This window comes from Chitinophaga filiformis, assembly GCF_021646545.1.
Taxonomy (GTDB): Bacteria; Bacteroidota; Bacteroidia; order Chitinophagales; family Chitinophagaceae; genus Chitinophaga; species Chitinophaga filiformis_A.
The window spans coordinates 842,710-869,063 of the sequence record NZ_JAKIRP010000001.1 but is presented as its reverse complement, the minus strand read 5'-3'; the positions used below and the strand labels follow the sequence as shown (position 1 = coordinate 869,063).

Below are 26,354 nucleotides of genomic sequence, written 5' to 3'. Positions count from 1 at the left end.
TTTATAGGGCGCTCTTTACTGCATTCACCAATTTCTCAGCCCGCTGCTGAACTTCTTCGTCGCTCCAGCTAAGGCTGATAGGCGTACAAATGCAGCGGCTCATGATAGCGTCTGACACAGGGAACTGCTTTACCTTGTACAGTTCCATTGCCTGCTGCAGTCCCGGTGCAAAGCGGAAAAGCACAGTGCTTTGTTTGAAATGCTCCCAGTTACGGATATAGTGCCAGTTGTTGTCATACCAGTAGAATGTTGGTAAACCAGCAGCTTTCATCGCAGCAGCAGCGGCGCGTGCCTGACTTTCTTCCGGCAGGAAAAAGGCCAGGAAGGTTGCGCTGTCACCATCAGCATCTGGCAGACGGCGGAAAGTTACGCCTGGTACAGTAGCCAGGGCATCTTTGAAGATCTTTTTTGTTTTCCGGTGGATGCCCAGGAAGGTATCCAGCTTGCGCACCTGGGCAAGCCCCACAGCAGCATGCAGTTCGGAGATACGGTAGTTATACCCGATATATGGGTGCAGGTCAGCGCCCCGGTCTACTCCCATGTGGTCGTGACCATGGTCGGCATATGCATCACATTTTAGATAGATGTCTTTATCGTTTGTTACAACAGCGCCACCTTCTGCACAGGTAATTGTTTTTACGAAGTCGAAAGAGAATGCACCGGCATGACCGATGGTTCCCAGCGCTTTGCCTTTATAGCTACCGCCAAAAGACTGGCAGGCATCTTCCAGTAAGATCAGATTGTGTTTGTCGCAGATAGCCTTCAGCGCATCCAGGTCAGCCATGGCGCCGCACATGTGTACGGGCATTATCGCTTTGGTGCGGGGAGTAATAGCGGCTTCCACAGCTTTAGGGTCCAGTGTCAGGGTATCGTCCACATCTACCAGGACAGGCGTTGCCCCTACAGAAAAGATACACTCAAAGCTGGCCACAAATGTGAAGGTGGGCATGATCACCTCATCCCCGGCGCCGATTCCCAATGCTGCCATAACTGTTGTAAGGGCGGCGGTACCGCTGGATACCAGGTGGGTGTGGGCTACGTTCAGTTTTTCAGAAATGGCCTGTTCGAGTTCTTTGGCTTTCCAGATACCTTTACGGGGACCATCAAAGCCATAACGCATAAAAATGCCTGTTTCCAGTACATCGTTTATCTCTTTGCGTTCTTCCGGGCCAAAAAATTCATATCCGGGCATAAGTTGTTGATTTTTGCAAAGGTAGTATAATCAGATTGCCCTGCATCGCAAAAACTGTTTATCTTTTACTAAAAATTACCATGCGTTTATTATTGTTCCTTATCCTGTTGGCAACTCCGTTTACGGCCGTACGTGCACAACAGCAGCAGTCTGCTATCAGGGCTTTACTGGCTAAACAAACCGCCTCCTGGAACCAGGGCGACCTGGACGCCTTTATGACTACTTACTGGCAGTCGGATTCCCTGATATTTATTGGTAAGAGAGGCGCCACCTACGGCTGGCAGGCCACACTGGATAACTACCGGAAATCATATCCAGACACGGCAGCTATGGGTAAACTGGTCTTCAATATACTGGAAATGAAGCCCCTGGCAGCGGATATCTATTTTGTGGTAGGCAAATGGCACCTCCAAAGAACAATAGGTGATCTGCAGGGGCACTTCTCGCTGATCATTAAACGCATTAAAGGAAGCTGGAAGATCATTGCTGACCATAGTAGTTAAAAAAAAACCATCCCATGAATGGGACGGCCTGCTATACACCACAACATTAAAGAAGAATGTTACTAATCGTTTTTTCCTCCGTAGGAAATACCATATTGTGTCAAGAGGTCAATCAATAAAAAAATATGGTAACGACTTAGTTTTTAGTATCCTGATCGCGCACTGCTGCATTTTCTTCCTCGGGTTTCTCTGAAAGGTCTGCATGCAGTGGACTGCGAGTATTATCTGCTTTATCTGTTTTTAAAATTTCAACGGGATGCTGTTCTTTCTGCTCATATTCTTCGGAAGGCTTTTTATCCTTTCCGGATTCTTTTTCGCTTAGCATAATATTCCGTTTAAGGTTGTTATCGTATCATCGTTCAATTAATACGTTGCAAAGTCTGTTCCATGCGTTAAATCCTTGCCAATTACGCATTACACAGCAGTAATGAGTAAACCATTCCACACAAGGCACCCCAAACCGTTGTAATGGATGTGCAGCGCATTCCACAAAGCGGCAGAAGTCGCGTTTGGTGCAATAGATTGCACTTTTGCCCGTCTGATGCGTTTTAGCACTTTTTTAGCAACCCTCCCATTAACAATATTATAATATAGTTTGTCCAAACTCAATACTGCAAAGGAATAGCGGGTTAAAAGACTAACATTGCTTTAACTTTCAGAGCCCTGCTAATGGCATAGATATTGAACATATTATCGTCCAGCCGTGTTGATAACCATGATAGTTATACCTCAGCAATAGTGTACAGTTACCCTGACGCAAAACACGGACGAGAAATCGAAAATTGGCAACTTGGATAATCTACAATATAAATTCTATAACAAATAAATATGCTACTATGAACATCCGGGGATACCAGTGGTCGGTACTGAAGAAACTGCTCAAGCAGCGTTTCACTGAACTTTCAGACGAAGATTTAGTGTTTGAAAGAGGTAAAGAGAGGGAGCTGTATAGCAGACTTGAACGGAAAACCGGCAAGTCGCAGGAAGATGTTGCCCGCATTATCAAAGGTATGCAACAAGCATATTTGCAGCAGTCCACATTGCTGTAGGTTCGTAAAGTGATCAATTATATGTTACCCATATGGGCCAAAAGCCCGTAGGAGTGATGCTATAATTGATCACTTCTTTTTTAGTCATAGTTATCCTGCACGTGGCCGGCATTCTTCCACATTTTCCTGACTATGAACAGGTAGCCTGCCAGTGAAAGCACCAGAAAAGTGTAAAAGAAGATCATCCTGCCGGGAGTAGATTCCTCCGGTATAGCAAACCCAAGGTATAAGCCCAGAAATACGTTCACCAGCATCCAGAAAAATCCAAGGAACACCGTTCGCATGATCCTGACAAAATAGTACACGATCCTCATATCGAATTGTTCCTTTCTGTCCTGCTGTGGTTCCTGATTTTCCATGTGAATTTATTATGTTAAGGGAGGCACAATTTACGAAGCGCCAGGCTGTCTCCTTTGAAAACGTTGAAGTCGACCGTTGTAGAGATCCCATTCACTCTTCCGATATCGCTGTGCTGCCAGAACAGCCAGTGGCGTTGTGTGGATGGCCGCTCTTTCTGATAGTAGTGGGCCACCCATAAAGGATACCGGTCAAATTCCTCTCCAAGATATGTTTCGTAGAAGTGCATGTTGGTATAGATGATCGGCTTCACACCATAAGCTTTTTCCATCTCTTCCAGCCAGATCCTGGCAGTAGACCTGATCACAGCCGGAGGTTGATTATTATGTACTTCTATGTCCAGCACGGGTGGAAGATCACCGGACTCGAGCTGCACGACATTCTGAAAATTGATCACCTGCTTCAGCGGGTCACGGGTAGAATAGAAAAAATGGTATGCCCCCCTGACAATACCGGCTTTTTTGGCCTTTTGCCAGTTCTGCTTAAATAAGGCATCCTGACGGGTAATACCCTCTGTTGCCTTAATAAACGCAAAGGAGATATGAATACGGTCTACCTGCATCTGTTCCACCGCCGACCAGTTGATGTTTTTCTGGAATTTTGACACGTCAATCCCGTGAATGGAGTAGTTTACCGGCATGTCGATCCCAAATTCTTCATACCTGACAAAGTTCAGGGCTTCCTCTCTCTCCCGCCACCATAGCCAGGCTCCAAATGTCAGACATAGGAGGAATAACAGGGCGAAAATTAAACGCCTGGATTTCTTAATTCGGAGTTTTGGCACTTTTTATTTATTCGGCTTTCGCAATAGAGTGACGGCTTTTAATGCTCACATTTTCAATCTTCTTCCCAATTTCACAGCAAGTATAATTATTATTATACATAACCGGTATAGATATCTTATTTTTACAACAATAAGTGATGTTGTTATGCCTGAATTTAATCTAAATGATACCCTCAATCTGATGTCCAAGTTTACGCTGCGCCGCGGCTGGAACGCCGCCAAGGTGTTAAGCAGCTACTTTGTAAGCAAATGGACAGGCAAACCTATTCAGTGGGGTTACCCTATCTCGGTATCATTTGAGCCGACAACATCCTGTAACCTGAGATGCCCTGAATGCCCCAGCGGATTAAGAGCCTTTACCCGCCCTACCGGCATGCTGCAGCAGGACTTCTTCAGAAAAACAATAGACGAGATCCATAAGGAGCTTTTATACCTGATATTTTATTTCCAGGGAGAACCCTTCCTCAATCCCGGCTTCCTGGAGATGGTTAAATACGCCCATGCAAAGGGTATCTATACCGCCACCTCTACCAACGCTCACTACCTCACGGAAGAGAATGCCCGTAAAACAGTGGAAAGCGGTTTGGACAGGCTGATCATCTCAATTGATGGTACAACACAGGACGTGTATACGCAGTACCGTGTGGGCGGTAACCTGGAGAAAGTGATACAGGGCGCGAAGAATATCGTAAAATGGAAAAAAGAGTTGAACTCAAAAACGCCGTTTGTCTTTTTCCAGTTCCTGGTTGTAAAACCAAATGAGCATCAGATTGAGGATATAAAGCAACTGGCAAAGGAAATCGGTGTGGATGAAGTTCGCTTTAAGACTGCCCAGGTATACGATTATGAAGAAGGTAACCGCCTGATCCCGACTATTGATAAGTACAGCCGTTATCACAGGAATGACGATGGTACCTATACCATCAAGAACAAAATGGGCAATCACTGCTGGCGTCTGTGGCATTCTCCCGTAATTACCTGGGACGGTCTGGTAGTGCCATGCTGTTTCGATAAAGACGCGCAGCACAAACTGGGCGATCTTAAACAGGAATCATTGAAGGAGTTATGGCATAACGATAAGTATATCCGTTTCCGGACGCAGATCCAGCAAGGCCGTAAGAATATTGATATTTGTGCTAACTGCAGTGAGGGAACAAAGGTTTGGGGATAACAATCTTTAATCTTCTTCTTTCTCGGCCGCAGCTTTGGCTTTCTTCTTTTTGCTGCGGCTTTTGCGGAACTTATCGAAAAGATTCATACCCAGCCGTACCCCCGCAAACTCTAATGCTGTCATCAGGGCGCTGGTAGTAAAGGATTTGAACTTGCCGCTTTGCCAGGCAACCTTCGCAATGCGCCCTGCCACACCCAACATCGCACTATGTTTGGTGCTGCCGGGAAGCACAGAGTTCAATGCCATTTTCCCATAATTTCCTTTAAAATACTGGACCCTGTCTCCTAGCTCATTTTCCAGTGCGCGGGAACGTTTTTTCAGCCGGGCTATCTCCTTCTGTAACAGGTCTCCGTTTGTTACTTTCACCTTGGGCATGTGTAAAGGTTTATCACTAATCTTTCAATTGTTATAATTGTTCGTACAATTCTTCTTCCTCTTCAATCTTTTTGCCATCGGCTTCTGCTTCCTTCTTCTGACCTTTATCCTCCTCTTCATCATATACTATATCCATCTCACTCATTAGCTCCTTAATTAGTATATTAGATAGAGGAACCTGGATCAGCGGTTTACGGAAAATGAGCAGAATGCCCAGCAACACTATGAACAAGGCCGCAGAACAAGAAAACCCAATGGTAAAACTATTGGTCATTTCGCCTATCCAGAAGCCAAGCACCATACCAAGGAATACGATAACAAAAAAGAACAGCAGGAAAGCCAGTATCAATGAAAAGAAAAGCGCTAAGGCTTTTGATAGCTTTCCTGCTGCCTGGAGTTTAATCAGGTCTAAACGAGTTTCGAGATATTCCTTGGCTACCTTGCCCGTCTGATTGAAGTAATTGCTGAAATTATCTTCCATGCAAATATTTTTTGTGACAAGGGTTTACGCCATCTCGTTTTCCAGAGCATCTTCAAAGTGCTCCTTTCTTTTCTTAAACTTGTCTTTCAATTTATCTGCCTGAAATCTCAGCTTTTCTACGAGTTCGTCTCTTTTGTCAGTATTCAGTAAATAACCTACAGCCACACCTACTGCGGCACCAACAATGAATGACACAACTGCTTTTGAACTGCTGTTCGCCATAAAATAAAAGTTTTAAAAGATGAACAATGGTTATAAATCGTACTGTACAGATTACAAACACTATTCCAATAATTATAATCTTTCCGTAATTGCTATTAATAAAATATTACGCTGACTCGGAAAGTATCCGGCAACCTGCTCTGATTAAACACTTTATGTGGTAGATTGGTTTACTTTATACCAGCCGGTACTATTGCAGGGAACGGTATTCTTTTTGCACGATTAATTATATTCACTGACAGATAACCTCTCAACCTCATGGGCGTAATAGATAACGAGCGAATTAAACAAGTCAGCTTTCTGCTGATCATTGTACTGCTGGCATATATACTCTTCCGGGAACTGTATACATTTTTCCCCGGATTTCTTGGCGCTATCACCATGTATATCCTCAGCAGGAAATACATGTTCCGCTTAGTGGAAGACCGGAAGTGGCGCAAAAGCCTTGCTGCTGCGCTACTAATGTTCATGTCATTTATAATTATATTGCTGCCTTTTGGCATGCTCATAAACATGCTTACCGACAAAATTGGTTATGCTGTTACGCATTCTTCAGAGCTGATTGCCGGCCTTAAAACAATCAATGACAAGATACAGGCTTCTACCAACATAGATATCCTTTCGCAGGTGCGACTGGAAAGGCTGCAGGAATACATTACTTCTGTTTTACCAGGATTGCTGGGTGCCACTTTTAACACACTAACAGCTATCGCTATACTCTATTTCATCCTGTACTTTATGCTGGTGAACGGTAGGGAAATGGAGGCCTGGTTATATGAATATATTCCGTTGAAAGACGAGAATGTGTTAAGGCTTGGGACTGAATTCCATAAATTGGTGATTGCCAATGCGGTGGGAATTCCCCTGATTGCGGTCATACAGGGTATCGTATCACTGCTCGGTTATTTCATTTTTCAGGTACCCCAACCCCTGTTCTGGTTTGCAGTGACATGTTTTACCGCCATGCTGCCTGTTGTTGGCGCCGCTGCTGTATATGTGCCTATGGGTGTTTACCTCCTTGCCACCAATATGACATGGCAGGGCATCGGCGTGCTGGTATATGGTTTTGCCGTAGTTGGTACCTCTGATAATTTATCCCGCCTGATACTGGCGAAGAAGATCGGTGATGTACACCCCCTGATTACCATTTTCGGGGTGTTGATAGGTGTGAACCTTTTTGGGTTTATCGGGCTGATTTTCGGTCCCCTGCTTATATCCATGTTCATACTCCTGCTGGATATTTACTCAAACGAGTTCCTGACCAAAAAACGGGAAGTGCGGGTGCAGCGGTGATTTACCGGTAATAGTTATTCTCTGCGATATATGCCACCACATTGTCAGGCACCAGGTAACGGATGGATTTCCCCTCCTGGATCCACTTGCGTATGTCAGTAGACGAAATATCCAGCATCGGCGCTTTCAATATTTCTACCCGTGCCCCGTGCGTCTCAGTTACTTCATGTCCCGGGCGCAGGTACACATAAATAGGATAGTTCCTGATAAGCTGCTGATAATTACGCCAGCGCGTGATGTTCTGGAAACTATCGCTACCCATGATGATGGTAAATTCTTGTGTAGGAAATTTCTCAGTCAGATAGGTGAGTGTATCGATGGTGAAGGAGGGTCTCGGCAGGGAAAACTCAATGTTGCTGGCCCTGAGCTTGGGTTCATCCTTAATGGCCAGTTCTACCAGGTGAAAGCGGTTATGCTCATTTAGTAATGATCCTGCCGGTTTTAGAGGGTTTTGCGGTGATACCACCAACCATACTTTATCGAGGTCCGTATTGTATGCCACATAGTTAGCTATAATCAGATGCCCGGTATGTATAGGATTAAAGGACCCAAAATACAAGCCTATCTTCATGCCCCTGTTTTTTGAGCGTGAATGTAATCAATAATGAGGAAATGTGATATATGTGCTTACGAGAGTGGCTTAAACTGCTCGAACATCATTCCGCATTGCCGGCAGAAATGCAGGGCTCTGCAGAGGGTAGACCCGAAGGGGGAACGTAAATAGGTATTTTCACTTCCGCAATGGGGACAGGTTACTTTGATCAGCATGTCCATACTCACGTCTCCTTCATGCCGGCCGGGAGGGGCAATACCGAAATCGCGCAGCTTCTCTTTTGCCTCGGCTGTCAACCGGTTGCTGTTCCAGTTTACTTCCTTATCCACACTTACAAATGCCGGCATCTGGAGATCCCGCTCAACGGCATTTTTAATGTTTTCCTTAATGATATCTACTGCAGGGCAGGCCGCAAAGGTAGGGATCATCTTAATGTGTACGCCTTCTATATCCACTTTAACGTCTGTGATCATTCCCAGTTCCAGTACACTTAATACAGGAATTTCCGGATCCATGACGTGCTCCAGCGATTGATATACCGCCTGCATTGTTGTTATCGTTTGCATAGTTTTTTATTTCTACCAGGTTGCTTCAGGATCGAGACGGAATACCTCTCCCATCTCATTCAGTAACTGCTGTAAATGCGGGGTATGCCGGCCGCTACGGCCTCCGTATACAGGGGCTGTCATTTCCGGCAAGACCAGGCCCGCTTTCTCTATGACAGGAGATATGTGACTGAGCCACTGTTCATATAAACCCGCTTCTCCCGGATAAATCTCTTCCGCTATCAGCAGGTCTTCTGCGGGTCCGGGCTCAAAAATGCCGCCTGCAAGCTGGAAGCTATTATCCAGTGCTGCCTGCATACGTTCACGGCTATCTTCTCCGGCAGTACAAAGCTGTATAATCCACGCGTCTGCGTGCAGTGTATGATACTTCAGTTCACCCTTCACTTTTCCAGCCAGGTGCTGAAAAGGCGCAAACTTGCTTTGTGCAAGCGCCTGATATCTCACTGTCTCCGCATGATCAAAGAGGAAGTGCCGCATCAGGCTGAAATCATACGTGTCTATGGGCATTTCCACGAAGTGGCAACACCGGAAGTCTTCCGCATTCCTGAGAAACGCAAACTGGTCTGGGTCTGTGCCTCCGAAATGTTCTTCCAGTATGCGGTAGAGTGCCAATGCGTGGCCTATCTTATCCTGTGCCATAGAAGAAAATGCGATGTCCTCTTCCATAACCGGCCCCAGGCCGGTCCATTCAGAATTGCGATGCCCGATCACCAGTTCATCATCTGCCATTTTTGTGATCAGTTCCTGTATAGCTTGTTGTAATTGCATTGGGATGTGGGGACTATTTTGTGTGTGCTTTAAACTTATTGATCTTTTCCATGACTTTGAACCCGCTGGCATCCCGGTAAGTTTTGTCCGGGTTGTTAGCGAACATGTCTTCATCTTCCAGGTCAAACGCGAGTATATCAGCACTGCGTACTACCCACAGATTCACACATTTCTTGCGGCGGCCAAATTGTTCCTTGGCAAAGATCAGCGCCAGATTGGCGTCGGGGGCATGTACACAACCTACATGTTCATGGTGCGCCCCTCTTTTTTCCTGGTGAAATACTTCAAATACATTCCAGTTCTCTCCTTCTTCTACTTTGAAGGAGCCGTCATTCTTATCTAACCTGAGCCGGTTAACACGTGGATCTAGTGAGTCATTCATAAATCGTGGTACTACATTATAACAATTACGTGGAGATGGCTTTATGCCACCGGAAGCGCACTGCGTTCCATTTCTTCAGGGCGCATGAGGGCCTTTCTGATCCAGCGGCCATGTTCTTCTGCCCATTTTCTTACATCCAGTCTTTCTTTATTGCAGGGACCATTCCCTTTGATCACTTCAAAAAAGAGGTCCCAGTCCGGATCGGAATACTCCCATTTCCCTGTATCCGGGTTCTTTCTTAACAGTGGGTCAGGGAGTGTTAGTCCCAGCTCCCATATCTTGGGAACATAGGCGTCCAGGAACTGGTTACGCATATCGTCATTGCTGGCCATCTTTACCTTCCATTGCATCAGCTTTTCGCTGTGGCTGGAGGCTTTATCCGGCGGACCAAAGAAATGCATAATGGGCTGCCACCAACGGTTAAGCGCATCCTGCAGCATCTCCTTCTGCGCCGGCGTACCGGTTGCCAGTTCGATGAAAGCATCATGCCCCTGTTTCAGGTGGAAGCTCTCTTCATAACAGATCCTTTCCAGCGCCCGGCAATAGGGGCCGTAGGAGCCTTTGGAATTGGCTACCTGGTTAACGATGGCCGCCGCATCGATCAGGAACCCGATCACCGTAACGTCTGCCCAGGTTTTGGCCGGGTAGTTAAAGACATTGGAATACTTTGACTTCCCACTCAACAGATCATTGATCATTGCTTCACGGGATTTGCCCAGCGTTTCTGCTGCGTTATACAGCAACTGTCCATGTCCTACCTCATCCTGCACCTTGGCAATGAGCGCTAGCTTGCGTTTAAAGCCCGGCGCCCGGGTGATCCAGGTGCCTTCCGGCAACGCGCCTATTATTTCGGAATGTGCATGTTGTTCGATCAGTCGTATAAGCTGTCTGCGATATTCCGCCGGCATCCAGTCGCCCGGTTCAATTTTTTCCCCTCTGGCAATACGCGCCTCAAACGCGGCCAGTTTTTCAGGATCATCATGCAACTGTTCTTCCCGCTGCTGCTTCCTGTTGGGTTCGTCGAAAATGTATCCGCCACCGTACATAGTGCGATTGTTTTGGTAGATCGTAAGTTACGAAAAATGTACCTTTAACTCTGAAGAGGTGCCATGTTTTTATTCCTTCAGCTCATATGGTGTTGTTTCCTGTTTCCTGTCAGGTCTTTGCAGGAAACGCCTCCTGCTACTGTTATAAAAGTGGTATTCTCGCCAGACAGGCGGCCGGAAGATCCTAACTCCGACAGTCTTTTCTATCAACCTCACAGGAAACTACGCTGGTCCGACTTTAAGGCTACTCCTCCCCTTCGCGGCCCCAGTGCGGCGGTGTCTTACACGAGCTTTGCCTATGAAGGCAGCAGTCTCCAGCGGAAAGATACCCTGCAGATCAACCTCACTTTACAGGTATTCTTTGTAAAGAGCGCTTCCTGGGTAAAATCATTTGCACGGGACGCCTACGCTCTGGAACATGAGCAACTCCATTTTGATATCACCTGGCTGGTGGCCCTCAGGTTCCAGCAACGTATTAAAAATATGGAGCTGACAGTTGAAGATTTCGACAGCATCATTCAGTATCAATATATTGAGTCCTTTCGGGAAATGAACAAGCTGCAGGAAGCATACGACCGCGACACCAATCACGGACAAGACCCGGCCGCCCAAAAAAACTGGAAACGTTCCATAGGAGAAGCCCTGGCCACCCTAACACTGGAAGGCGCCCTTACGCCTCATTTAACACCTTTATCCGCAGACTGCAGGACAGTCAGCACTTTTAACACCGCCTGGTAATAGAAAGATGGCTGGATGCCTTTGAACTCATCCGATACCTGGTGATAATCCGGATGGTCTTCCACACCGAAATAAAGCATGGGGATCTTTAACTTATAGAATTCATAATGGTCGCTCTGGTTGATCCAGTTATTGGACCCCTCCTCCTTTTTATCATGACCGGAAAGCACTTTTACCTGTCCGCCGGTATTGACCGCATCATCTACGTATTTTTTCAGTTCGGGAAACTGGGTTAATCCACAGACATACAATTCGTTCTTATCGTTCCGGCCTATCATATCCATATTGATATTCAACACCATCTGCGTTACAGGCACAGGTGGCTGCTTCACAAAGGCCTTCGCTCCCTGCAGGCCCTCTTCCTCACCGTCAAACGCTACAAAGATCATGGTATGTTCAGGTTGATGTTTTTTATAGTAAGCCATCAGTGCTAACAGGCCACCCACTCCGGAGGCGTTATCATCCGCTCCGTTATAGATACTGTCTTTGTCGGCCGGACTACCGCTTTTCACTCCCAGGTGGTCATAATGCGCCGTGACGACAATGGCAGATTCAGATTTACCTTTAATAAATCCGAACAGATTAGTACCCATGATCTGCTTTTCCCCCTGTTTAAAGTAAAAGGGATATTCATACGTATTGTGGAAGGGAGACAATCCTATCTGCTTAAAACGCCCGATAAGATAGAACTGGGCCTGGCGGCTACCACGTGTGCCGGCCATCCGGCCTTCATATTTGTCTGAAGAAAGGGTCTGTATATCTTTTATTAACTGGGTTGAGTCTATTGACTGCGCATGTATACTGATAGTCGATAAGAGCAGCAAGCTGTAGATGAGTATTTTCATACCTGATCTGGTTATACTGCAATATAAGGTATTTCACTGCGTGCCCCTTGTCAGCGATTTATTTCAATAACTGAAAGGCCAGGAAGCCAAAGAGGTATGCCAAGGCGGTCATATATACGAACTGAACCGCCGGGAACTTCCAGGATTTTGTCTCCCTTTTTACAATCGCCAGGGTACTCATGCACTGCATGGCAAAAGCGTAAAACAACATCAGTGAGATTCCGCTGGCCAGGGTATATACCGGCCGGCCATCTCTCCAGGTGGCATTGCTCATCTTTTCCCGTAATGTAGCATCGCCATCTTCAGGAGATTCGCCTACGCTATACAGGGTTGCCATGGTACCTACAAATACTTCACGGGCAGCAAAGGAAGTGATCAGCGCTATGCCGATCTTCCAGTCATATCCTAGTGGACGAATCACCGGCTCAATGGCATGCCCTAAAACACCGGCATAGGAATTGGCCAGTTTTTCGGATTGCATTTCCATATCCAGCGCATCCGTTTGTTCGGGATGGGCCGTCTTCAACTGTTCGTAGTGGGCCGTCACCTGATGCATCTTGTCTTTAGGACCATAAGATGCCAGGAACCAGAGTATGATGGAGATCACCATGATCACCTTACCGGCGTCTGTCACGAAGATCTTAGCCTTCTGCACCATCGTAGTGCCTACATTGGCCCAGCGGGGCGCTCTGTACACCGGCAGCTCCATGATGAAATAGCTTTTTTCCTTTATAGAGATGAATAGCTTCAGTATCGCAGCAATGAGCAAGGCCATTACAAATCCCATTAAATATAACCCCATCATCACCACTCCCTGCAGGTTCAGAATGCCCAACACGGGTTTATTGGGTATCACCAGTGCGATCATCACCGTATAAATGGGCAAACGGGCAGAGCAACTCATGAGGGGCGTGATTAGGATGGTGATCAGGCGTTCCTTTCTGTTTTCAATATTACGCGTGGCCATTATGGCGGGTACGGCACAAGCCACACCACTTATCAGTGGCATCACCGATTTTCCGTTCAGTCCCACCTGTCTCATCAGCCTGTCGGTCAGAAAACTGATCCTGGCCATATAGCCCGTATCTTCCAATACTGTAATAAAGGCAAACAGGATCATGATCTGGGGTATAAATACCGCAATGCCCCCCAGACCAGCAACGATGCCATTCACAAGAATGTCTGTCAGCTGATTGGCAGGAAGTACTTCTGTCAGCCAGCCGCTTAAGGCGCCGAAACCGGCCTCTATCCAGTCCATCGGGAAAGACGCCAGCCAGAATATGCTCTGGAACATAAAGAACATAATACCCAGCAGGATCACATACCCCCAGAAGCGGTGCAGCAGCAGGTTGTCCAGCTTTTCGGTTTGCAACTGCTTCTGTAAAGGATCGGCTTCCACCACGGTATTCTTCATGATATGCTTGATCCTGGCATACCGCTGCATGATCTCTTCTGCCTGTACCTTTGTCTTATTGAAATGATATGTTTGGAGAATGTTAGTGATCGCAAGTTTCTGTCCGCCGTTCAGGAATGGCAATTCATGATGATTCACGGCCACATGTAGGGCAGCATAATCACTTTTTACCTGCACATACTTCCTGATTTCCGTTACAACTTCCGGCGCCAGCGCCTGGCTGTCTATAAAATCACGGGGCTGCACAGCTTGTTTTTCTTTAGCCAGCAGGTCGATCATTTTCTTCAGCTCAGGGATGCCCTTATTCTTACGGGGGTTAATGGTCACCACCGGTACTCCTAATTCCCGTTCTAGGCCGGCTTCATCGATCTCCACACCCTTTTTACGGGCGATGTCCATCATGGTAAGGCCGATAATAACAGGAATTTTCAGGTCCATGATCTGGGAACAGAAGAGCAGATTGCGCTTGAGGTTGGCCGCGTCAGCAATAATGAGGATCATGTCAGGCTGTTCGTCGGCAGCTGGATTTACGAGCACGTCGTAGGTAACAAACTCGTCTGCGCTTTTAGGATAAAGGCTATAGGTACCGGGCAGGTCTATAATATTGGCTTGCAGATGGGCTGAAATGGTCGCCGCCCCCGTCTTCTTATCGACAGTAACGCCTGGAAAGTTGCTAACTTTCTGATTCAGACCCGTCAACGCATTAAAGAGCGAACTTTTCCCACTATTTGGATTACCTACCAGCGCAATGTTGATCGTTGCTTTTTTTGTTGCCTGCATTCCTTAGCCTTGTCCTGATAAAACGATTAAAAAAGCAAAACTATGAATTAATACGGCAGGGCCGGTATCGAATCGGGAAAAAGATGAGACATAAAAAAACCACGGTAAAAACCGTGGTAATGTTTCTTTAACTATTGAACTTATTGTGATGACAAAGTTTTCTCAAAATTCACAATCCCATCACTTAATTAGTTTATAAAAGCTGTAGGCGATCACGCTCATGCCGTCCAGGGCTATCTGGCTGTGTTCTGCAGCCGGGGTTTTGTCTGAACCGCTATTGTCTACAGGTGTTTTATTTTCCTGTTTTCCACCCTTGTAGCGATAATTCCTTTCCAGGGAATCCGCCCTGTTTTCAGGTGTGCTGTTACTGTCAGGGGTGCTCGGACGCTCCTGGTTAAGATCTTCAGGGAAACCATTATCATTCATTTTGATTTCCACCTGGCCCCTTTCGCGGTAATGACCCCATTCATCCCATTCATAATCATCGTCATAGTTCCAGTGATTATTATGGAAGTTCAGGCTTTTATCCATTACCACATGTTTATTGGCTGGCACTTTCACGATAACCCTCACATGTTGTCCTCTGAATTTTGAATCGGTAGGGATGGATATTCCACTGGGTACATACAGAATGGAATCCTTCTGAACGAGCTGGTATTGTATTTCCCTGGCCAGTTCTCTCGCCTGTGATACCCTTCTTCCCCTGGAGTAGCGTTCAACATACACTTCAAAACTGTCTGTATCGCTCTTTTCAAGTTTGATCCGGGCTGTATTGATGATAACTGTGTCTTCGGCTACGCGTAAAATATCATCGAAAAATTCTATCTCGTCGATGCCGGTATAATCGTCTGCCTGTTTAATGACTAACTTTCCACCAGAAGGTTGCACGAGTGCAAATTTTTCTTTTAGAGGAGCATTACCGGTACGGAAGTCTTTTATTACAGAAACGATCAATACGATGGCAGAAATCAGGCCGGCGAACCAAAGCAGGCTAAGGGTATATCCGACGTAGCGGTTGGCTTCTTTTATGCCGGTTGCCTTACGGACAAAGAATATGATCAGCGCCACGATAGGAATACCGATCAGGAATAAGATAGATAGCCATAGCAGCAGGTTCTGTAAGGGACCAGCCAGTACCAGGTTCTTAAGTGGGAAGAGGGCCGCAGAAGATATGGCAATGGCAACCCCTGCAGCTATCAGTGCAAACAGGATCACTACCGCCAGAAAATAGAAGAATCCTTTGGTCAGTAACAGCAGGACTCTTCCCAAGCCTTCAAAAAGGTTGCGGAAAATCCTTTCTATATCACTTCCAAATTGTCTTCCGCGGCCCTGGGAAAAATTTCTCATGTCATTTCCGAAGTTCTTCAGATGACCTTTTGCCGCGTTGAGCTCGTCTTGTACGGTAGCTCTGATATTATTTACATCGACCTTCTCCCCCCTCATCTGCAGCTTTTCAGCTGCAGTGTTGGCTTCAGGGGTTACTACCCAAAGAATGAAATATACCAGGATGCCGGATCCAAAGCCGCCAATAGCCAGGAGGGCAAATATGATACGGAATACCACCGGATCTACATTCAGGTAGGCGCCTAAACCACCGCACACGCCGCCCAGTACTTTACTGTCTGGGTCGCGATATAATCTTTTGCGGGGGCGGACACTATCGTATACCGGATCGTTACCCGGCTGTTGTTGCTGACTGGTTTCTCCTGCTTCTTCAAACTGTTCGGGAGTTCCCATGGCGGCTTTTACAGAGTGTACGTCCTCATCCGTGATACAATGGGTCGTTTTCAGCTTGTTCAGGAACAGTTCCGCTATGCGGCTTTCGATATCACTCACAATCTCATCCCCTCCTTCTTCTCGGGCAAAATACCGCGCAAGACTATCCAGGTATTGCCGCAATATCTCATATGCGCTATCTTCTATAGCGATAAGGCGGCCTGCCAGGTTTATGTTAATAATCTTTTTCATTTCGAGTCTCTATTTTAGGTTTTGGTTATTGGATGGTATTTGTTGTAGTGAGCTGCGTGACCGCATTTGCCAGCTCGTTCCAGGTTGCTTCCAGTTCCTTGTAGAATAATTCTCCCTTTTCGGTCATGGAAAAATACTTTCTCGGCGGCCCCGAGCTGCTTTCAACCCATCGGTAGGAAAGTAATTCCGCGTTTTTAAGTCGTGTGAGTAGCGGGTAAAGGGTGCCCTCCAGGATGTCCAGCTTTGCTTCTTTCATTTTTTCTATAATGTCTGAAGGATAAGCTTCTCCTTGCTTGATGACTGAGAGAATGCAGAATTCCAGCACCCCTTTTCTCATCTGTGACTGTGTGTTATCTATATTCATGGCAAGTGAGCTTTATGAATAAAATGATACCTATACATTTCTAATGGTGGTTTTTGATGATTACGATGTAAAGATACGTGTTTTATACTACTATGCAATACACAATACCATATTAAACAAAATAACTTGCTTAAGATATTACCGGTCTTTGGCTCCTATATCAGCCATGGCACGGCATTTCAATCCGATTCCGCCCCGGTTTTAAGTTTTCGACTTTTGTGATGAATGGCATTAGCCCGGTATGAACGTCTATCAGGTGCATTCCCGGCGACATTCAAAACCCGCCTCGCCAAAGCCTCTGTTGTCAAGCGATCTGCGAAAGGGTACTGCTTAATATGCTTAATGGTAGGATTCTTTCCCGCTTCTTCACCATCACTTTACCATCATTTTCATATCGCTTTATCAACATTTCTATATCACTTCACCGACATCTGTATATCCAAGGGATATATATATGACGGTGAAGTGATATCCAGATGACGGTATAAGGATATGGAGATATAGGAATCAAAGCGGAACCAGTACGGGCTTACGTTAATAAAGGGTGCAAAAGGGGATTTGACAGTGGTGGCAGAAGGGGCTGTTGCTCAACGTCTTTCACTAACGTCCAAGGGTACAGGTTGCAACCATTCATCATAAAAGGGGATTTAACATTTTTTTAAATGGTATATTTACAAAGTCGACATTGGCTTACCTATTTTTGTACGGAACGATGAAAAGAGTCATTGGCATATTTCTCCTGGCACTGATGTGCACACAACTCCTTCCAATCAAGGAGGTGGGGAAGATATTGTTCAATAATCAGATCGTAGAGGAGCATCCGGTAGAAGATGGTGGTTGCTGTTGCGATCTGGTAAAGTTGAGTAAGGAGTTAAAATTCCTGAAAGACGATAACAACATTCAGTTTGCTCCTTCATTACTGGTAAAAAGTCTTCATTATAACTTCTTTGCGGAAATTCCTCAGGGGCCTACCCGGGAAATACACTGTCCTCCACCCAATTGTTAACAGTATTGTACTTTAGCATCTGTCGCATTGCCTATACGGGCAATCCCGGCATGTACGCTGGTACAATTCTCCGCTTTTCCGCGCATGTACTGCGCTGTATTTACTATCATCAATATTTTATTCACTTAACAGGAGTAATGTAACTATGCCATGTAGTAAAGGCATGTTTATTCCCTGTTTTAACGCATTGCGTTTTTAAATCCTTCTGACTATGAGCAGGCAATCTTTATTTTCCAACCTGAAAGGTGATCTCTCTGCTGGTCTTGTTGTATTTCTGATAGCGGTACCTCTTTGCCTGGGTATTGCCCTGGCATCTGGAGCTCCTTTATTCGCCGGAATGATTGCTGGTATAGTGGGTGGCATCGTCGTCGGCTCATTGAGTGGTTCTCAACTGAGTGTAAGTGGTCCTGCCGCCGGTCTTACTGCCGTAGTACTTACCGCCATCACCAAGTTTGGCGTATTTGACATCTTCCTGCTGGCCGTTGTTATAGGAGGTATCATGCAGCTGGCGCTTGGCCTTGTAAAGGCGGGTATTGTTGCTAATTATTTCCCTTCCAACGTTATCAAGGGAATGCTGACCGCTATCGGTATTATCATTATACTAAAACAGCTGCCGCATGCATTCGGATATGACGCCGATTCCGAAGGAGATTTCGCATTTATCCAGATAGATGGAGATAACAGCTTTACCGCTTTACTCTCCACACTGAATCATATTCACCTTGGGGCAACATTAATTACCCTGGTTTCAATAGGAATCATCCTCTATTGGAATAAGATCCCGAAACTGGGAGCAATCCCTGCACCGCTGGTAGCTGTACTGGTTGGTGTGGGTATGAATGCCCTGTTTATTGCAACCGGCAGTGTACTGGCAGTTGCTCCCAGCCACCTGGTAAGTCTGCCAGTGGCGAAAGACTTCAGTTCCTTTATCGGCCAGTTCAGCCTGCCTGACTTCAGCGCCATTACCAATAAAGACGTATGGATCGTTGGAGCCACTATCGCTATTGTGGCTTCCATAGAAACGCTGCTGAACCTGGAGGCGACTGATAAACTGGACCCGTTGAAGAGGTATTCTTCCCCTAACAGGGAGCTGAAGGCGCAGGGTATTGGTAACATCATAAGTGGTATGCTGGGTGGTTTGCCTGTCACCTCCGTGATTGTGCGTTCCTCTGCAAATATCAACTCTGGTGCCCGTACCAGACTTTCTACCATTGCACATGGTTCCTTACTGCTGGTTTGTACTGCACTGATACCATCCTTACTAAATAAGATCCCACTGGCCACACTGGCAGCGGTATTGCTTGTAACTGGTTACAAGTTGTGTAAGATCTCCATTTTCAAAGAGATGTTTAAGAATGGTAAGTACCAGTGGGTACCATTCCTGGTAACAGTAATTGCCATCGTATTTACCGACCTGTTGATCGGTATAGCCCTTGGTATGGCGGTAAGCGTGATCGCTATCTTACGTGGTAATATCCGCAGTTCTTACTTCTTCCGTAAGGAAAAATACAGGACTGGTGACAGTATCATCCTGGAACTGGCGCAGGAAGTGTCTTTCCTGAACAAGGCAAGCATCCTGCTGACGCTGGATCATATGCCGGAAAACTCAACAGTAGTGATAGACGCGAGCAAAACTACTTATATAGACTTTGACGTATTGGAAACGATCCGCGAGTTTAAAGACGTAAAGGCTGTTCAAAAGAACATTACTGTGATCCTGACCGGATTCAGGGACGAATACAGGCTCCCGAATACCGAAAACATCTCTCCTGAGCATCAGCAAAAGATTGCCAGTGGCCATGTTCATACCATTACCGGTAATCATGAACAATTGTTGAAAGAACTGCAGCTGAACTAAAGCAGTTCCGACAAGGAAAGGATTAATTATTAAAAAAAGCAAAAGTTGACAAAAATGAAAACATTAAATAAAGCATCTCAGGCAAATATCACTCCCGCTCAGGCTTACGAACTTCTCAGAAAAGGTAATGAACGCTTTGTGGACAACCTGCGGCTGCACCGCAACCTGCTGGAGCAGGTAAATGAGACCCGTGACGGCCAGTGGCCAATGGCTGCTATTGTAAGCTGTATGGACTCCCGCACGTCTGCTGAGCTCATTTTTGACCAGGGACTGGGAGACATCTTCAGCATCCGTCTGGCTGGCGCAGTGATTTCTGAGAACGTATTGGGTAGTCTCGAATATGCTTGTAAAGTAGCTGGTTCAAAATTTATTGTTGTACTCGGTCATACAAAATGTGGTGCTATCAAAGGCGCCTGCGATAAAGTGGAAATGGGTAACCTGACCGGATTACTGGGCAAGATCACCCCGGCAGTATATGCTGAAAAGACGATCAAAGAAAACAGAACGTCCTCAAATCCTGCATTTGTAGACGCAGTAACAGACATTCATACAAAGCGTTCCGTACAGGCTATTATGGAGCAGAGCCATATTCTGCGCGACATGATCCTGAATGGCGAGATTGGCATTATCGGCGCTGTGTATAATGTGGAAACAGGTGTGGTAACCTTCCATGAAGACACCCTGGTGATAGGTCGTGAGACGTTCAAAGAGGCTCCTGAAGCAGTAATTGCCTAAGGACCTACAACTGTTGACAAGCCATGCTTGTAGTCATATACAAAGGAAAAGCCGCTCTTCTTCAAGAGTGGCTTTTTTCTTTCTGTTATGTTTATATCTTTCTGAGCCTTTCTGCTGCCTGCTCCAACGTTTCTTTCTTCTTAGCAAAGCAGAAACGTACCACATGATCGTCCTTTCCGTTTTCGTAAAATGCTGATACAGGAATACTGGCTACCCCAAATTCTTTAGTGATACGGGTGGCAAAATCCTTATCTCCCTCATTTGAAATACGGTCATAGCGCATCAGCTGGAAATAACTTCCCTTTGAGTGAAGGGGAGTAAACCGTGTATCTTTCATCAGCTCCAGAAAGTAATCCCGTTTTTGCTGGTAAAAGCCGGGCAGGGAAAGATAGTGTTCCGGCGTCTGGAGATAGCGGGAAAGTCCGTACTGCATAGGCGTATTTACGGAGAAACACAGGTACTGATGTACTTTCCTGTATTCTGACATCAGATTTGCAGGCGCCACACAATAGCCCATTTTCCAACCGGTATTATGAAACACTTTTCCAAAAGAGAAGGTTACGAAACTGTTCCGCAGCAATTCCGGGTAACGAAGTATACTGAGGTGCGCTTCCCCATCATAGGTCAGGTGTTCATACACCTCATCTGACAGAACCAGCAGCTTATGTTCTGTCACAATCTTTTGCAGCTCTTCCAGATCCTGGTGACTGATGATACTGGCGGTAGGATTGTGCGGGGTATTGATCATGATCATCCTGGTACGTGGTGTGATCTTGCTACGCACCAGATTCCAGTCAATACTATAATCAGGATAAGACAGGGGAATCAGTACCGGTACCCCTCCGTTCACCCGTACATTGGGGATATAACTATCGTAAGCGGGTTCAAAGATAATGACCTCATCACCGGGAGCAATACACGTAGCAATGGCAGTAAAGATCGCATATGTGCCGCCTGGTGTGATGGTGATCTCTGTATCCGGATTTACCTGTTGTCCGTACAGGCTATGGATCTTCTGCGCAATCACCTCCCTCAGTGGTATAATGCCCGGCATAGGAGCGTATTGATTATACCCGTCATCCATGGCTTCACTTACCAGCTTTTTCAACAGGTCGTCACAATCAAAATCAGGAAACCCCTGCGAAAGGTTAATGGCCTTGTGTTGCGCAGCGAGCGAAGACATAACAGAGAATATGGTGGTGCCTACGTTAGGAAGTTTTGACATAAAAAAGGGATGATCAATTGCGAATCAATGTCTGAAATTAAAACATGTAATCCGTAATTGATCATCCGATCCTTGCAATTATTATTTACAGGAACTTTTCTCCTTTGTTTCTTTTTACTTCGGCTACATACTCTTTGATCTGTTGTTCGTTCTCTTTTTTACAGATCAGCAACACATCAGAAGTGTCGACCACGATGAATTCATCAAGGCCCTGTATGACCAGCAGTTTTTCCTGTGGCGCTTTCACCATACAGTTGGTAGCATCCACCAGCATTACATTCTTGCCCTGTACGGCATTACCATCTTCATCTCTCTCGAGGTTTTCATAGGCTGATGCCCATGTACCCAGATCGCTCCATCCGAAGTTGGACGGTATCACATATACATTGTCCGCCTTTTCCATGATGGCATAATCAATGGAAATGTTCGTACACTGTGGATAGATATTCTCTATCACTTTCTTTTCTTCCGCTGTATTCAACTTACCAGCGCTCTGCAGGAACAGCTCGTCTATTTCGGGAAGATATTTATTGAAGGCGGTCAGTATTGTCTTTACGTTCCAGACAAAGATACCGGCATTCCAAAGGAAGTCTCCGCTTTGCAGGAATGTCCTGGCCAGTTCCAGGTTAGGCTTTTCGGTGAATGTCTTTACGGGATAAACATTATCCGCCACCTGTTGTGTTTCAAACTGGATATAGCCATACCCGGTATCGGGGCGGGTCGGCTTGATGCCAAGCGTTACCAGGGCACTGTGTTTCTGTACGAACATCAATGCATTAAGGCAGGTACTGGCGAAGGCAATAGGATCCATGATCAGATGATCTGCAGGTGCGCAGATGATATTTGCTTTGGGATCCTGCTTGTTTATTTTATGGGAAATATAAGCGATGCAGGGAGCAGTATTTTTCCTGGAGGGTTCACTGACGATGTTTTCGGTCAGCAGCTCCGGAAGCTGTTCCTTCACCTTTGATACATAGTGATGATGTGTGACTATGAAAATGTTTTCATGTGGAATAAATTGTGCGAACCTTTCGAAGGTCCATTGTAACAAGGTTTTCCCGGTATTCAGAATATCCAGGAACTGTTTGGGGTGATCAGTGCGGCTATAGGGCCAGAAACGACTACCTATCCCCCCGGCCATTATGGCCACGTAAAAATGCCTGTTCACAGCTGTCATCTTATATTATACCTTCCCTGATTAAATCATGTAAATGAATGATGCCTATATATCGTTTATCTCTCAAAACCAATAGTTGTGTGATATCATGTTCCCTCATCTTTTCCAGCGCATTGATAGCCAGTTCATCTTCCTGGATCGTTTTGGGATGAGTTGACATGATATTTTCTGCGATAACGCTTTCAGCCGGTATTCCCTTTTCGAGCATACGGCGAAGGTCTCCATCAGTGATGATTCCGGCCAGCTGTTCATCTGACTCAAGTACTGCTGTTACTCCCAGCATGCCGGAAGAGATCGTTACAATGATCTCTTTTAAGGAACTGGTCCTTTGTACCTGCGGAGCTTTATGCAGGCGGCTCAGATCTCCCACCTTGAGATATAATTTTTTACCCAGTGTGCCTCCCGGATGAAACTTGGCAAAGTCTGCCGCTGTAAATCCATGCCATTCTATCAGGCAAACAGCCAGCGCGTCTCCCATTGCCAGTTGGGCAGTAGTGCTGGTTGTCGGTGCCAGGTTGTTAGGGCAGGCTTCCTGGCTAACGGTGGTATTTAATACCAGATCTGATTCCCTGGCCAGGAAAGAGTCCATATTGCCCACCATGCCAATGAGCTTATTCCCAAAGCTTTTCACTAATGGGACCAATACTTTTATTTCGGGTGAATTTCCGCTCTTCGAAATACATAAGATAATATCATCCTCCTGGATCATCCCCAGATCCCCGTGGATAGCATCCGCAGCATGCATAAAAATTGCAGGAGTGCCAGTGGAATTCAATGTTGCTACAATCTTCTGACCGATAATTGCGCTTTTGCCTATACCGGATACAACTAATCGTCCTGCACAGCGTGCAATCAATTCTACCGCCTGTTCAAAGTCACTATTGATGTATTGCCTGAGGTCTGAGACCGCTGCAGCCTCGAGGCTCAGTGTCCGGTTCGCCACTTCCGCAATATTAATAACCGTTCTATTTTTCATGGGCAGCCACAAAGTTAACTAGGATTCAGCAGATTAAGCCTATGATATTGTCTTATTTTATAATAAGGAACCCTTCCGGGCAGATTTTTCCCAATCTCTCCTTTTCTTCTCCTCCACCACGCGTTGATGAACCCGGTAAATGTAGTCTGAACGTGCATTTGGATGAGCCATAACAGCTTAAACCACATAAAATAATTGCCGGTCAGCGCATTTTTAGTTAACTTCGTGTCCCCTAAAAAACACATAAACAATATCCATAATTTGTTACTTTCTTTAGAGTTTATTTGTTTTAAATTTGAATGCAATGGCTGTTGTAAAGGTAAGTTTGATCGATGCATTACGGGAACACTTTGGGTTTGATTCCTTCAAAGGGAACCAGGAAATCATCATCAAGAGCATCCTTGCCGGTAAAGATACTTTTGTAATAATGCCAACCGGCGGAGGAAAGTCTTTATGTTATCAATTACCGGCTCTCATGAGTCCGGGCTGCGCGCTGATAGTATCCCCTCTTATTGCTTTAATGAAAAACCAGGTTGACCTGGTCCGCTCATACAGCAGTAAAGATAATGTGGCGCACTTTCTCAATTCTACCCTGTCAAAAGCACAGATAAAAAAAGTAAGGACTGATCTGCTTGCCGGCAAGACCAAAATGCTCTATGTAGCACCGGAAACGCTGACCAAGCAGGAAAACCTGGATTTCTTCCGGGAACTGGAGATCTCTTTTATCGCCGTGGATGAGGCGCATTGTATCTCTGAATGGGGGCACGACTTCCGTCCGGAATACCGCCGTCTGAAAGAGATGATAGAACAGATCAATGGTAACCTTCCTATTATCGCGCTCACGGCTACTGCTACGCCGAAAGTACAGAGTGATATTGTGAAGAACCTTGGCCTCCGTGATCCACAGGTGTTCCTTTCTTCTTTTAACAGGCCGAACCTCTACTATGAGATCCGTCCTAAGCGCAAGAAGGACCAGACCATCCGGGAGATTGTCAAGTTTATCCACCAACATAAAGGTAAAAGCGGTATTATATATACGCTTAATCGTAAAACCACTGAAGAACTGGCAGACATGCTGGTGGCCAACAATATTAAAGCTGTTGCCTACCATGCCGGCCTGGATGCAGGCACCCGCGCCCAGCGCCAGGATATGTTCCTGCATGAAGACGTGGATGTGATCGTGGCTACCATCGCCTTTGGTATGGGTATCGATAAGCCTGACGTCCGTTTTGTTATTCACTATAACATTCCCAAGAGCCTGGAAAACTATTACCAGGAAACGGGGCGTGCCGGTCGTGATGGACTGGAAGGTATCTGTATCTGCTTTTACTCCTATAAAGACGTACAGAAACTGGAGCACCTCATGCGCGATAAACCATTGAGTGAGAGGGAAATGGGTGCACAGCTTATTAATGAAACTGTCGCCTATGCAGAGAGTTCTGCCTGTCGCAGAAAGGTGATCCTCCACTACTTTGGGGAAAAATATGAGGAGTCTCAGTGTAATAACGCCTGCGACAACTGCCGGAATCCGAAAGAAAAGATAGAGGTTAAGAACCGGGTAGTGATCGTTCTTAATGCCATTAAAGCATTACAAGAGCGTTTTGGCAGTGAATATGTTGTGAATATCATCACCGGTAAGGTAAATCCGCAGATCACTACTTATCAGCATAATCAACTGGAAGTATTTGGCGAGGGAAAAGAATTTGATGCGCACTTCTGGAATTCCCTCATCCGCCAGATGATGCTGGAAGACCTGATCGAAAAGGATATTGAAGAATACGGTCTGCTGAAGATCACGGAAAAAGGACGCAAATTCCTGAAGGAGCCATATTCTATCATGGTGTCTTTAAACCACCAGTTTGAAGAAGAAGGCGGGGAGGATGATGATGTGGCTACCGAAGGCCAGGCATCTGCAGATACTGTGCTGTTTGAAATGCTGAAGGAATTGCGTAAAAAGGTAGCGAAAGAAAAGAACCTGCCTCCTTTCGTCATCTTCCTGGAAACATCGCTGGAAGATATGGCGACCCAATACCCCACCACTATCCAGGAACTCGAAAAGATCCAGGGAGTAAGTAAGGGTAAAGCAATCCGCTATGGTAAGCAATTCGTGGATGTTATCTCCAAATATGTGGAGGAGAATGATATCGTGAAGCCCGATGACTTTGTGATGAAGAGCGTGGTGAATAAGAGCGGTCTGAAGGTGTTTATCATACAGAACATTGATAAGAAAATGCCGCTTGAGACCATTGCCCGCAACAAGGAATTGACCATTCCGCAATTGCTGGATGAAATGGAAACCATTGTAGCAAGCGGTACTAAATTGAACCTCGATTATTGCCTGGACGAAGAACTGGACGACTATGCCCAGGATGAGATCATGGAATATTTCAAGGGTTGCGAAACCTCCAGTCTGGCACTGGCACGAGAAGAGCTGATAGAAAGTGATTACACCATCGAACAGCTGAAACTCATGCGTATCAAGTTCCTGGTGGAATATGGAAACTAATAGCTGAATCTTAACCGTAC

28 protein-coding genes are annotated in these 26,354 nt (G+C 45.9%); 9 read left to right on the top strand and 19 right to left on the bottom strand.

The genetic code is table 11. The annotated features are described in order from the left end of the window. Nucleotide 1 precedes the first annotated feature (1 nt). Complete coding sequence (locus tag L3C95_RS03580; RefSeq protein ID WP_236385299.1) at nucleotides 2-1,192, bottom strand: DegT/DnrJ/EryC1/StrS family aminotransferase; 1,191 nt, start codon at nucleotides 1,190-1,192, stop codon at nucleotides 2-4. 80 nt (nucleotides 1,193-1,272) lie between these two features. Here L3C95_RS03580 and L3C95_RS03575 point away from each other — a divergent pair, with 80 nt between their 5' ends. Further along, nucleotides 1,273-1,695: a YybH family protein gene (locus L3C95_RS03575; protein ID WP_236385296.1), complete on the top strand. Its 423-nt coding sequence runs from the start codon at nucleotides 1,273-1,275 to the stop codon at nucleotides 1,693-1,695. Between the two features lie 136 nt (nucleotides 1,696-1,831). Here the strand turns inward: L3C95_RS03575 and L3C95_RS03570 are convergent, their stop codons facing one another. Then, nucleotides 1,832-2,020, bottom strand: a complete 189-nt coding sequence (locus L3C95_RS03570) for a hypothetical protein (RefSeq protein WP_236385292.1) — start codon at nucleotides 2,018-2,020, stop codon at nucleotides 1,832-1,834. 511 nt (nucleotides 2,021-2,531) lie between these two features. Between L3C95_RS03570 and L3C95_RS03565 the strand changes: the two genes are divergently transcribed. Continuing rightward, on the top strand, nucleotides 2,532-2,744 hold the full coding sequence (locus L3C95_RS03565) for a hypothetical protein (RefSeq protein WP_236385291.1): 213 nt from the start codon (nucleotides 2,532-2,534) through the stop codon (nucleotides 2,742-2,744). 80 nt (nucleotides 2,745-2,824) lie between these two features. On the opposite strand, the gene L3C95_RS03560 is transcribed toward L3C95_RS03565, so the two are convergent. Both L3C95_RS03560 and L3C95_RS03555 read right to left on the bottom strand, forming a co-directional pair. Next, nucleotides 2,825-3,103, bottom strand: a complete 279-nt coding sequence (locus L3C95_RS03560) for a hypothetical protein (protein WP_236385289.1) — start codon at nucleotides 3,101-3,103, stop codon at nucleotides 2,825-2,827. A 14-nt stretch (nucleotides 3,104-3,117) separates the two neighbouring features. After that, entirely contained in the window at nucleotides 3,118-3,885 is a 768-nt protein-coding gene (locus L3C95_RS03555; RefSeq protein ID WP_236385287.1) for a glycoside hydrolase family 25 protein, read from the bottom strand. Between the two features lie 181 nt (nucleotides 3,886-4,066). Here L3C95_RS03555 and L3C95_RS03550 point away from each other — a divergent pair, with 181 nt between their 5' ends. Further along, entirely contained in the window at nucleotides 4,067-5,056 is a 990-nt protein-coding gene (locus L3C95_RS03550; protein ID WP_236385284.1) for an SPASM domain-containing protein, read from the top strand. A gap of 6 nt (nucleotides 5,057-5,062) precedes the next feature. Here the strand turns inward: L3C95_RS03550 and L3C95_RS03545 are convergent, their stop codons facing one another. From L3C95_RS03545 to L3C95_RS03535, 3 genes are read right to left on the bottom strand one after another with little or no spacing between them, the layout of a single operon-like run. Further along, nucleotides 5,063-5,431 carry a hypothetical protein gene (locus tag L3C95_RS03545; protein WP_236385280.1) on the bottom strand — a complete coding sequence of 123 codons (369 nt, stop codon included), beginning with the start codon at nucleotides 5,429-5,431 and terminating at the stop codon, nucleotides 5,063-5,065. A gap of 31 nt (nucleotides 5,432-5,462) precedes the next feature. Continuing rightward, on the bottom strand, nucleotides 5,463-5,912 hold the full coding sequence (locus L3C95_RS03540) for a hypothetical protein (protein WP_236385279.1): 450 nt from the start codon (nucleotides 5,910-5,912) through the stop codon (nucleotides 5,463-5,465). A gap of 24 nt (nucleotides 5,913-5,936) precedes the next feature. Continuing rightward, nucleotides 5,937-6,134 carry a YtxH domain-containing protein gene (locus L3C95_RS03535; RefSeq protein WP_236385278.1) on the bottom strand — a complete coding sequence of 66 codons (198 nt, stop codon included), beginning with the start codon at nucleotides 6,132-6,134 and terminating at the stop codon, nucleotides 5,937-5,939. Between the two features lie 258 nt (nucleotides 6,135-6,392). Here L3C95_RS03535 and L3C95_RS03530 point away from each other — a divergent pair, with 258 nt between their 5' ends. Continuing rightward, a complete protein-coding gene (locus L3C95_RS03530; RefSeq protein ID WP_236385275.1) occupies nucleotides 6,393-7,427 on the top strand; it encodes an AI-2E family transporter in 1,035 nt (344 codons plus the stop codon). Nucleotide 7,428: 1 nt separating this feature from the next. Here the strand turns inward: L3C95_RS03530 and nadD are convergent, their stop codons facing one another. The 5 genes from nadD to paaA are packed head-to-tail and all read right to left on the bottom strand — an operon-like array spanning nucleotide 7,429 to nucleotide 10,742. After that, entirely contained in the window at nucleotides 7,429-7,998 is a 570-nt protein-coding gene (gene nadD / locus L3C95_RS03525) for a nicotinate (nicotinamide) nucleotide adenylyltransferase (RefSeq protein ID WP_236385273.1), read from the bottom strand. Between the two features lie 56 nt (nucleotides 7,999-8,054). Next, on the bottom strand, nucleotides 8,055-8,546 hold the full coding sequence (gene paaD, locus L3C95_RS03520; protein ID WP_236385271.1) for a 1,2-phenylacetyl-CoA epoxidase subunit PaaD: 492 nt from the start codon (nucleotides 8,544-8,546) through the stop codon (nucleotides 8,055-8,057). Nucleotides 8,547-8,558: 12 nt separating this feature from the next. After that, nucleotides 8,559-9,314: a 1,2-phenylacetyl-CoA epoxidase subunit PaaC gene (gene paaC, locus L3C95_RS03515; protein WP_236385267.1), complete on the bottom strand. Its 756-nt coding sequence runs from the start codon at nucleotides 9,312-9,314 to the stop codon at nucleotides 8,559-8,561. Nucleotides 9,315-9,327: 13 nt separating this feature from the next. Continuing rightward, nucleotides 9,328-9,696, bottom strand: coding sequence for a 1,2-phenylacetyl-CoA epoxidase subunit B (locus L3C95_RS03510; RefSeq protein WP_089829587.1), 369 nt, complete (start codon nucleotides 9,694-9,696; stop codon nucleotides 9,328-9,330). Nucleotides 9,697-9,737: 41 nt separating this feature from the next. Continuing rightward, nucleotides 9,738-10,742 (bottom strand): 1,2-phenylacetyl-CoA epoxidase subunit PaaA, encoded by a 1,005-nt coding sequence (gene paaA / locus L3C95_RS03505; RefSeq protein ID WP_236385251.1) that lies wholly within the window; start codon nucleotides 10,740-10,742, stop codon nucleotides 9,738-9,740. 63 nt (nucleotides 10,743-10,805) lie between these two features. Here paaA and L3C95_RS03500 point away from each other — a divergent pair, with 63 nt between their 5' ends. Further along, nucleotides 10,806-11,480: a hypothetical protein gene (locus L3C95_RS03500; protein WP_236385250.1), complete on the top strand. Its 675-nt coding sequence runs from the start codon at nucleotides 10,806-10,808 to the stop codon at nucleotides 11,478-11,480. Here L3C95_RS03500 and L3C95_RS03495 read toward each other — a convergent pair. From L3C95_RS03495 to L3C95_RS03480, 4 genes are all read right to left on the bottom strand, one after another. After that, a complete protein-coding gene (locus L3C95_RS03495) occupies nucleotides 11,420-12,325 on the bottom strand; it encodes a M28 family peptidase (protein ID WP_236385248.1) in 906 nt (301 codons plus the stop codon). The genes L3C95_RS03500 and L3C95_RS03495 overlap by 61 nt on opposite strands. A 58-nt stretch (nucleotides 12,326-12,383) precedes the next feature. Further along, the gene (gene feoB / locus L3C95_RS03490; protein WP_236385246.1) at nucleotides 12,384-14,519 is read right to left on the bottom strand and encodes a ferrous iron transport protein B; all 2,136 of its coding nucleotides are present in this window, start codon (nucleotides 14,517-14,519) and stop codon (nucleotides 12,384-12,386) included. 180 nt (nucleotides 14,520-14,699) lie between these two features. After that, nucleotides 14,700-16,487 (bottom strand): PspC domain-containing protein, encoded by a 1,788-nt coding sequence (locus L3C95_RS03485; RefSeq protein WP_236385244.1) that lies wholly within the window; start codon nucleotides 16,485-16,487, stop codon nucleotides 14,700-14,702. Between the two features lie 25 nt (nucleotides 16,488-16,512). Then, complete coding sequence (locus L3C95_RS03480; protein WP_236385242.1) at nucleotides 16,513-16,851, bottom strand: PadR family transcriptional regulator; 339 nt, start codon at nucleotides 16,849-16,851, stop codon at nucleotides 16,513-16,515. A 712-nt stretch (nucleotides 16,852-17,563) separates the two neighbouring features. Here L3C95_RS03480 and L3C95_RS03475 point away from each other — a divergent pair. The 3 genes from L3C95_RS03475 (at nucleotide 17,564) to L3C95_RS03465 (ending at nucleotide 20,450) form a co-directional block, all read left to right on the top strand. After that, entirely contained in the window at nucleotides 17,564-17,857 is a 294-nt protein-coding gene (locus tag L3C95_RS03475; protein ID WP_236385241.1) for a hypothetical protein, read from the top strand. 211 nt (nucleotides 17,858-18,068) lie between these two features. Further along, the gene (locus L3C95_RS03470) at nucleotides 18,069-19,715 is read left to right on the top strand and encodes a SulP family inorganic anion transporter (RefSeq protein ID WP_236385240.1); all 1,647 of its coding nucleotides are present in this window, start codon (nucleotides 18,069-18,071) and stop codon (nucleotides 19,713-19,715) included. Between the two features lie 54 nt (nucleotides 19,716-19,769). Further along, a complete protein-coding gene (locus L3C95_RS03465; RefSeq protein ID WP_236385239.1) occupies nucleotides 19,770-20,450 on the top strand; it encodes a carbonic anhydrase family protein in 681 nt (226 codons plus the stop codon). Nucleotides 20,451-20,541: 91 nt separating this feature from the next. Here the strand turns inward: L3C95_RS03465 and L3C95_RS03460 are convergent, their stop codons facing one another. The 3 genes from L3C95_RS03460 to L3C95_RS03450 form a co-directional block, all read right to left on the bottom strand. Beyond that, complete coding sequence (locus L3C95_RS03460; protein WP_236385234.1) at nucleotides 20,542-21,675, bottom strand: methionine aminotransferase; 1,134 nt, start codon at nucleotides 21,673-21,675, stop codon at nucleotides 20,542-20,544. Between the two features lie 85 nt (nucleotides 21,676-21,760). Beyond that, nucleotides 21,761-22,852 carry a mannose-1-phosphate guanylyltransferase gene (locus L3C95_RS03455; RefSeq protein WP_236385232.1) on the bottom strand — a complete coding sequence of 364 codons (1,092 nt, stop codon included), beginning with the start codon at nucleotides 22,850-22,852 and terminating at the stop codon, nucleotides 21,761-21,763. A 1-nt stretch (nucleotide 22,853) separates the two neighbouring features. Continuing rightward, nucleotides 22,854-23,828: an SIS domain-containing protein gene (locus L3C95_RS03450; RefSeq protein ID WP_236385230.1), complete on the bottom strand. Its 975-nt coding sequence runs from the start codon at nucleotides 23,826-23,828 to the stop codon at nucleotides 22,854-22,856. 304 nt (nucleotides 23,829-24,132) lie between these two features. Between L3C95_RS03450 and recQ the strand changes: the two genes are divergently transcribed. Further along, nucleotides 24,133-26,334, top strand: a complete 2,202-nt coding sequence (gene recQ / locus L3C95_RS03445; RefSeq protein ID WP_236385228.1) for a DNA helicase RecQ — start codon at nucleotides 24,133-24,135, stop codon at nucleotides 26,332-26,334. Nucleotides 26,335-26,354 lie beyond the last annotated feature (20 nt).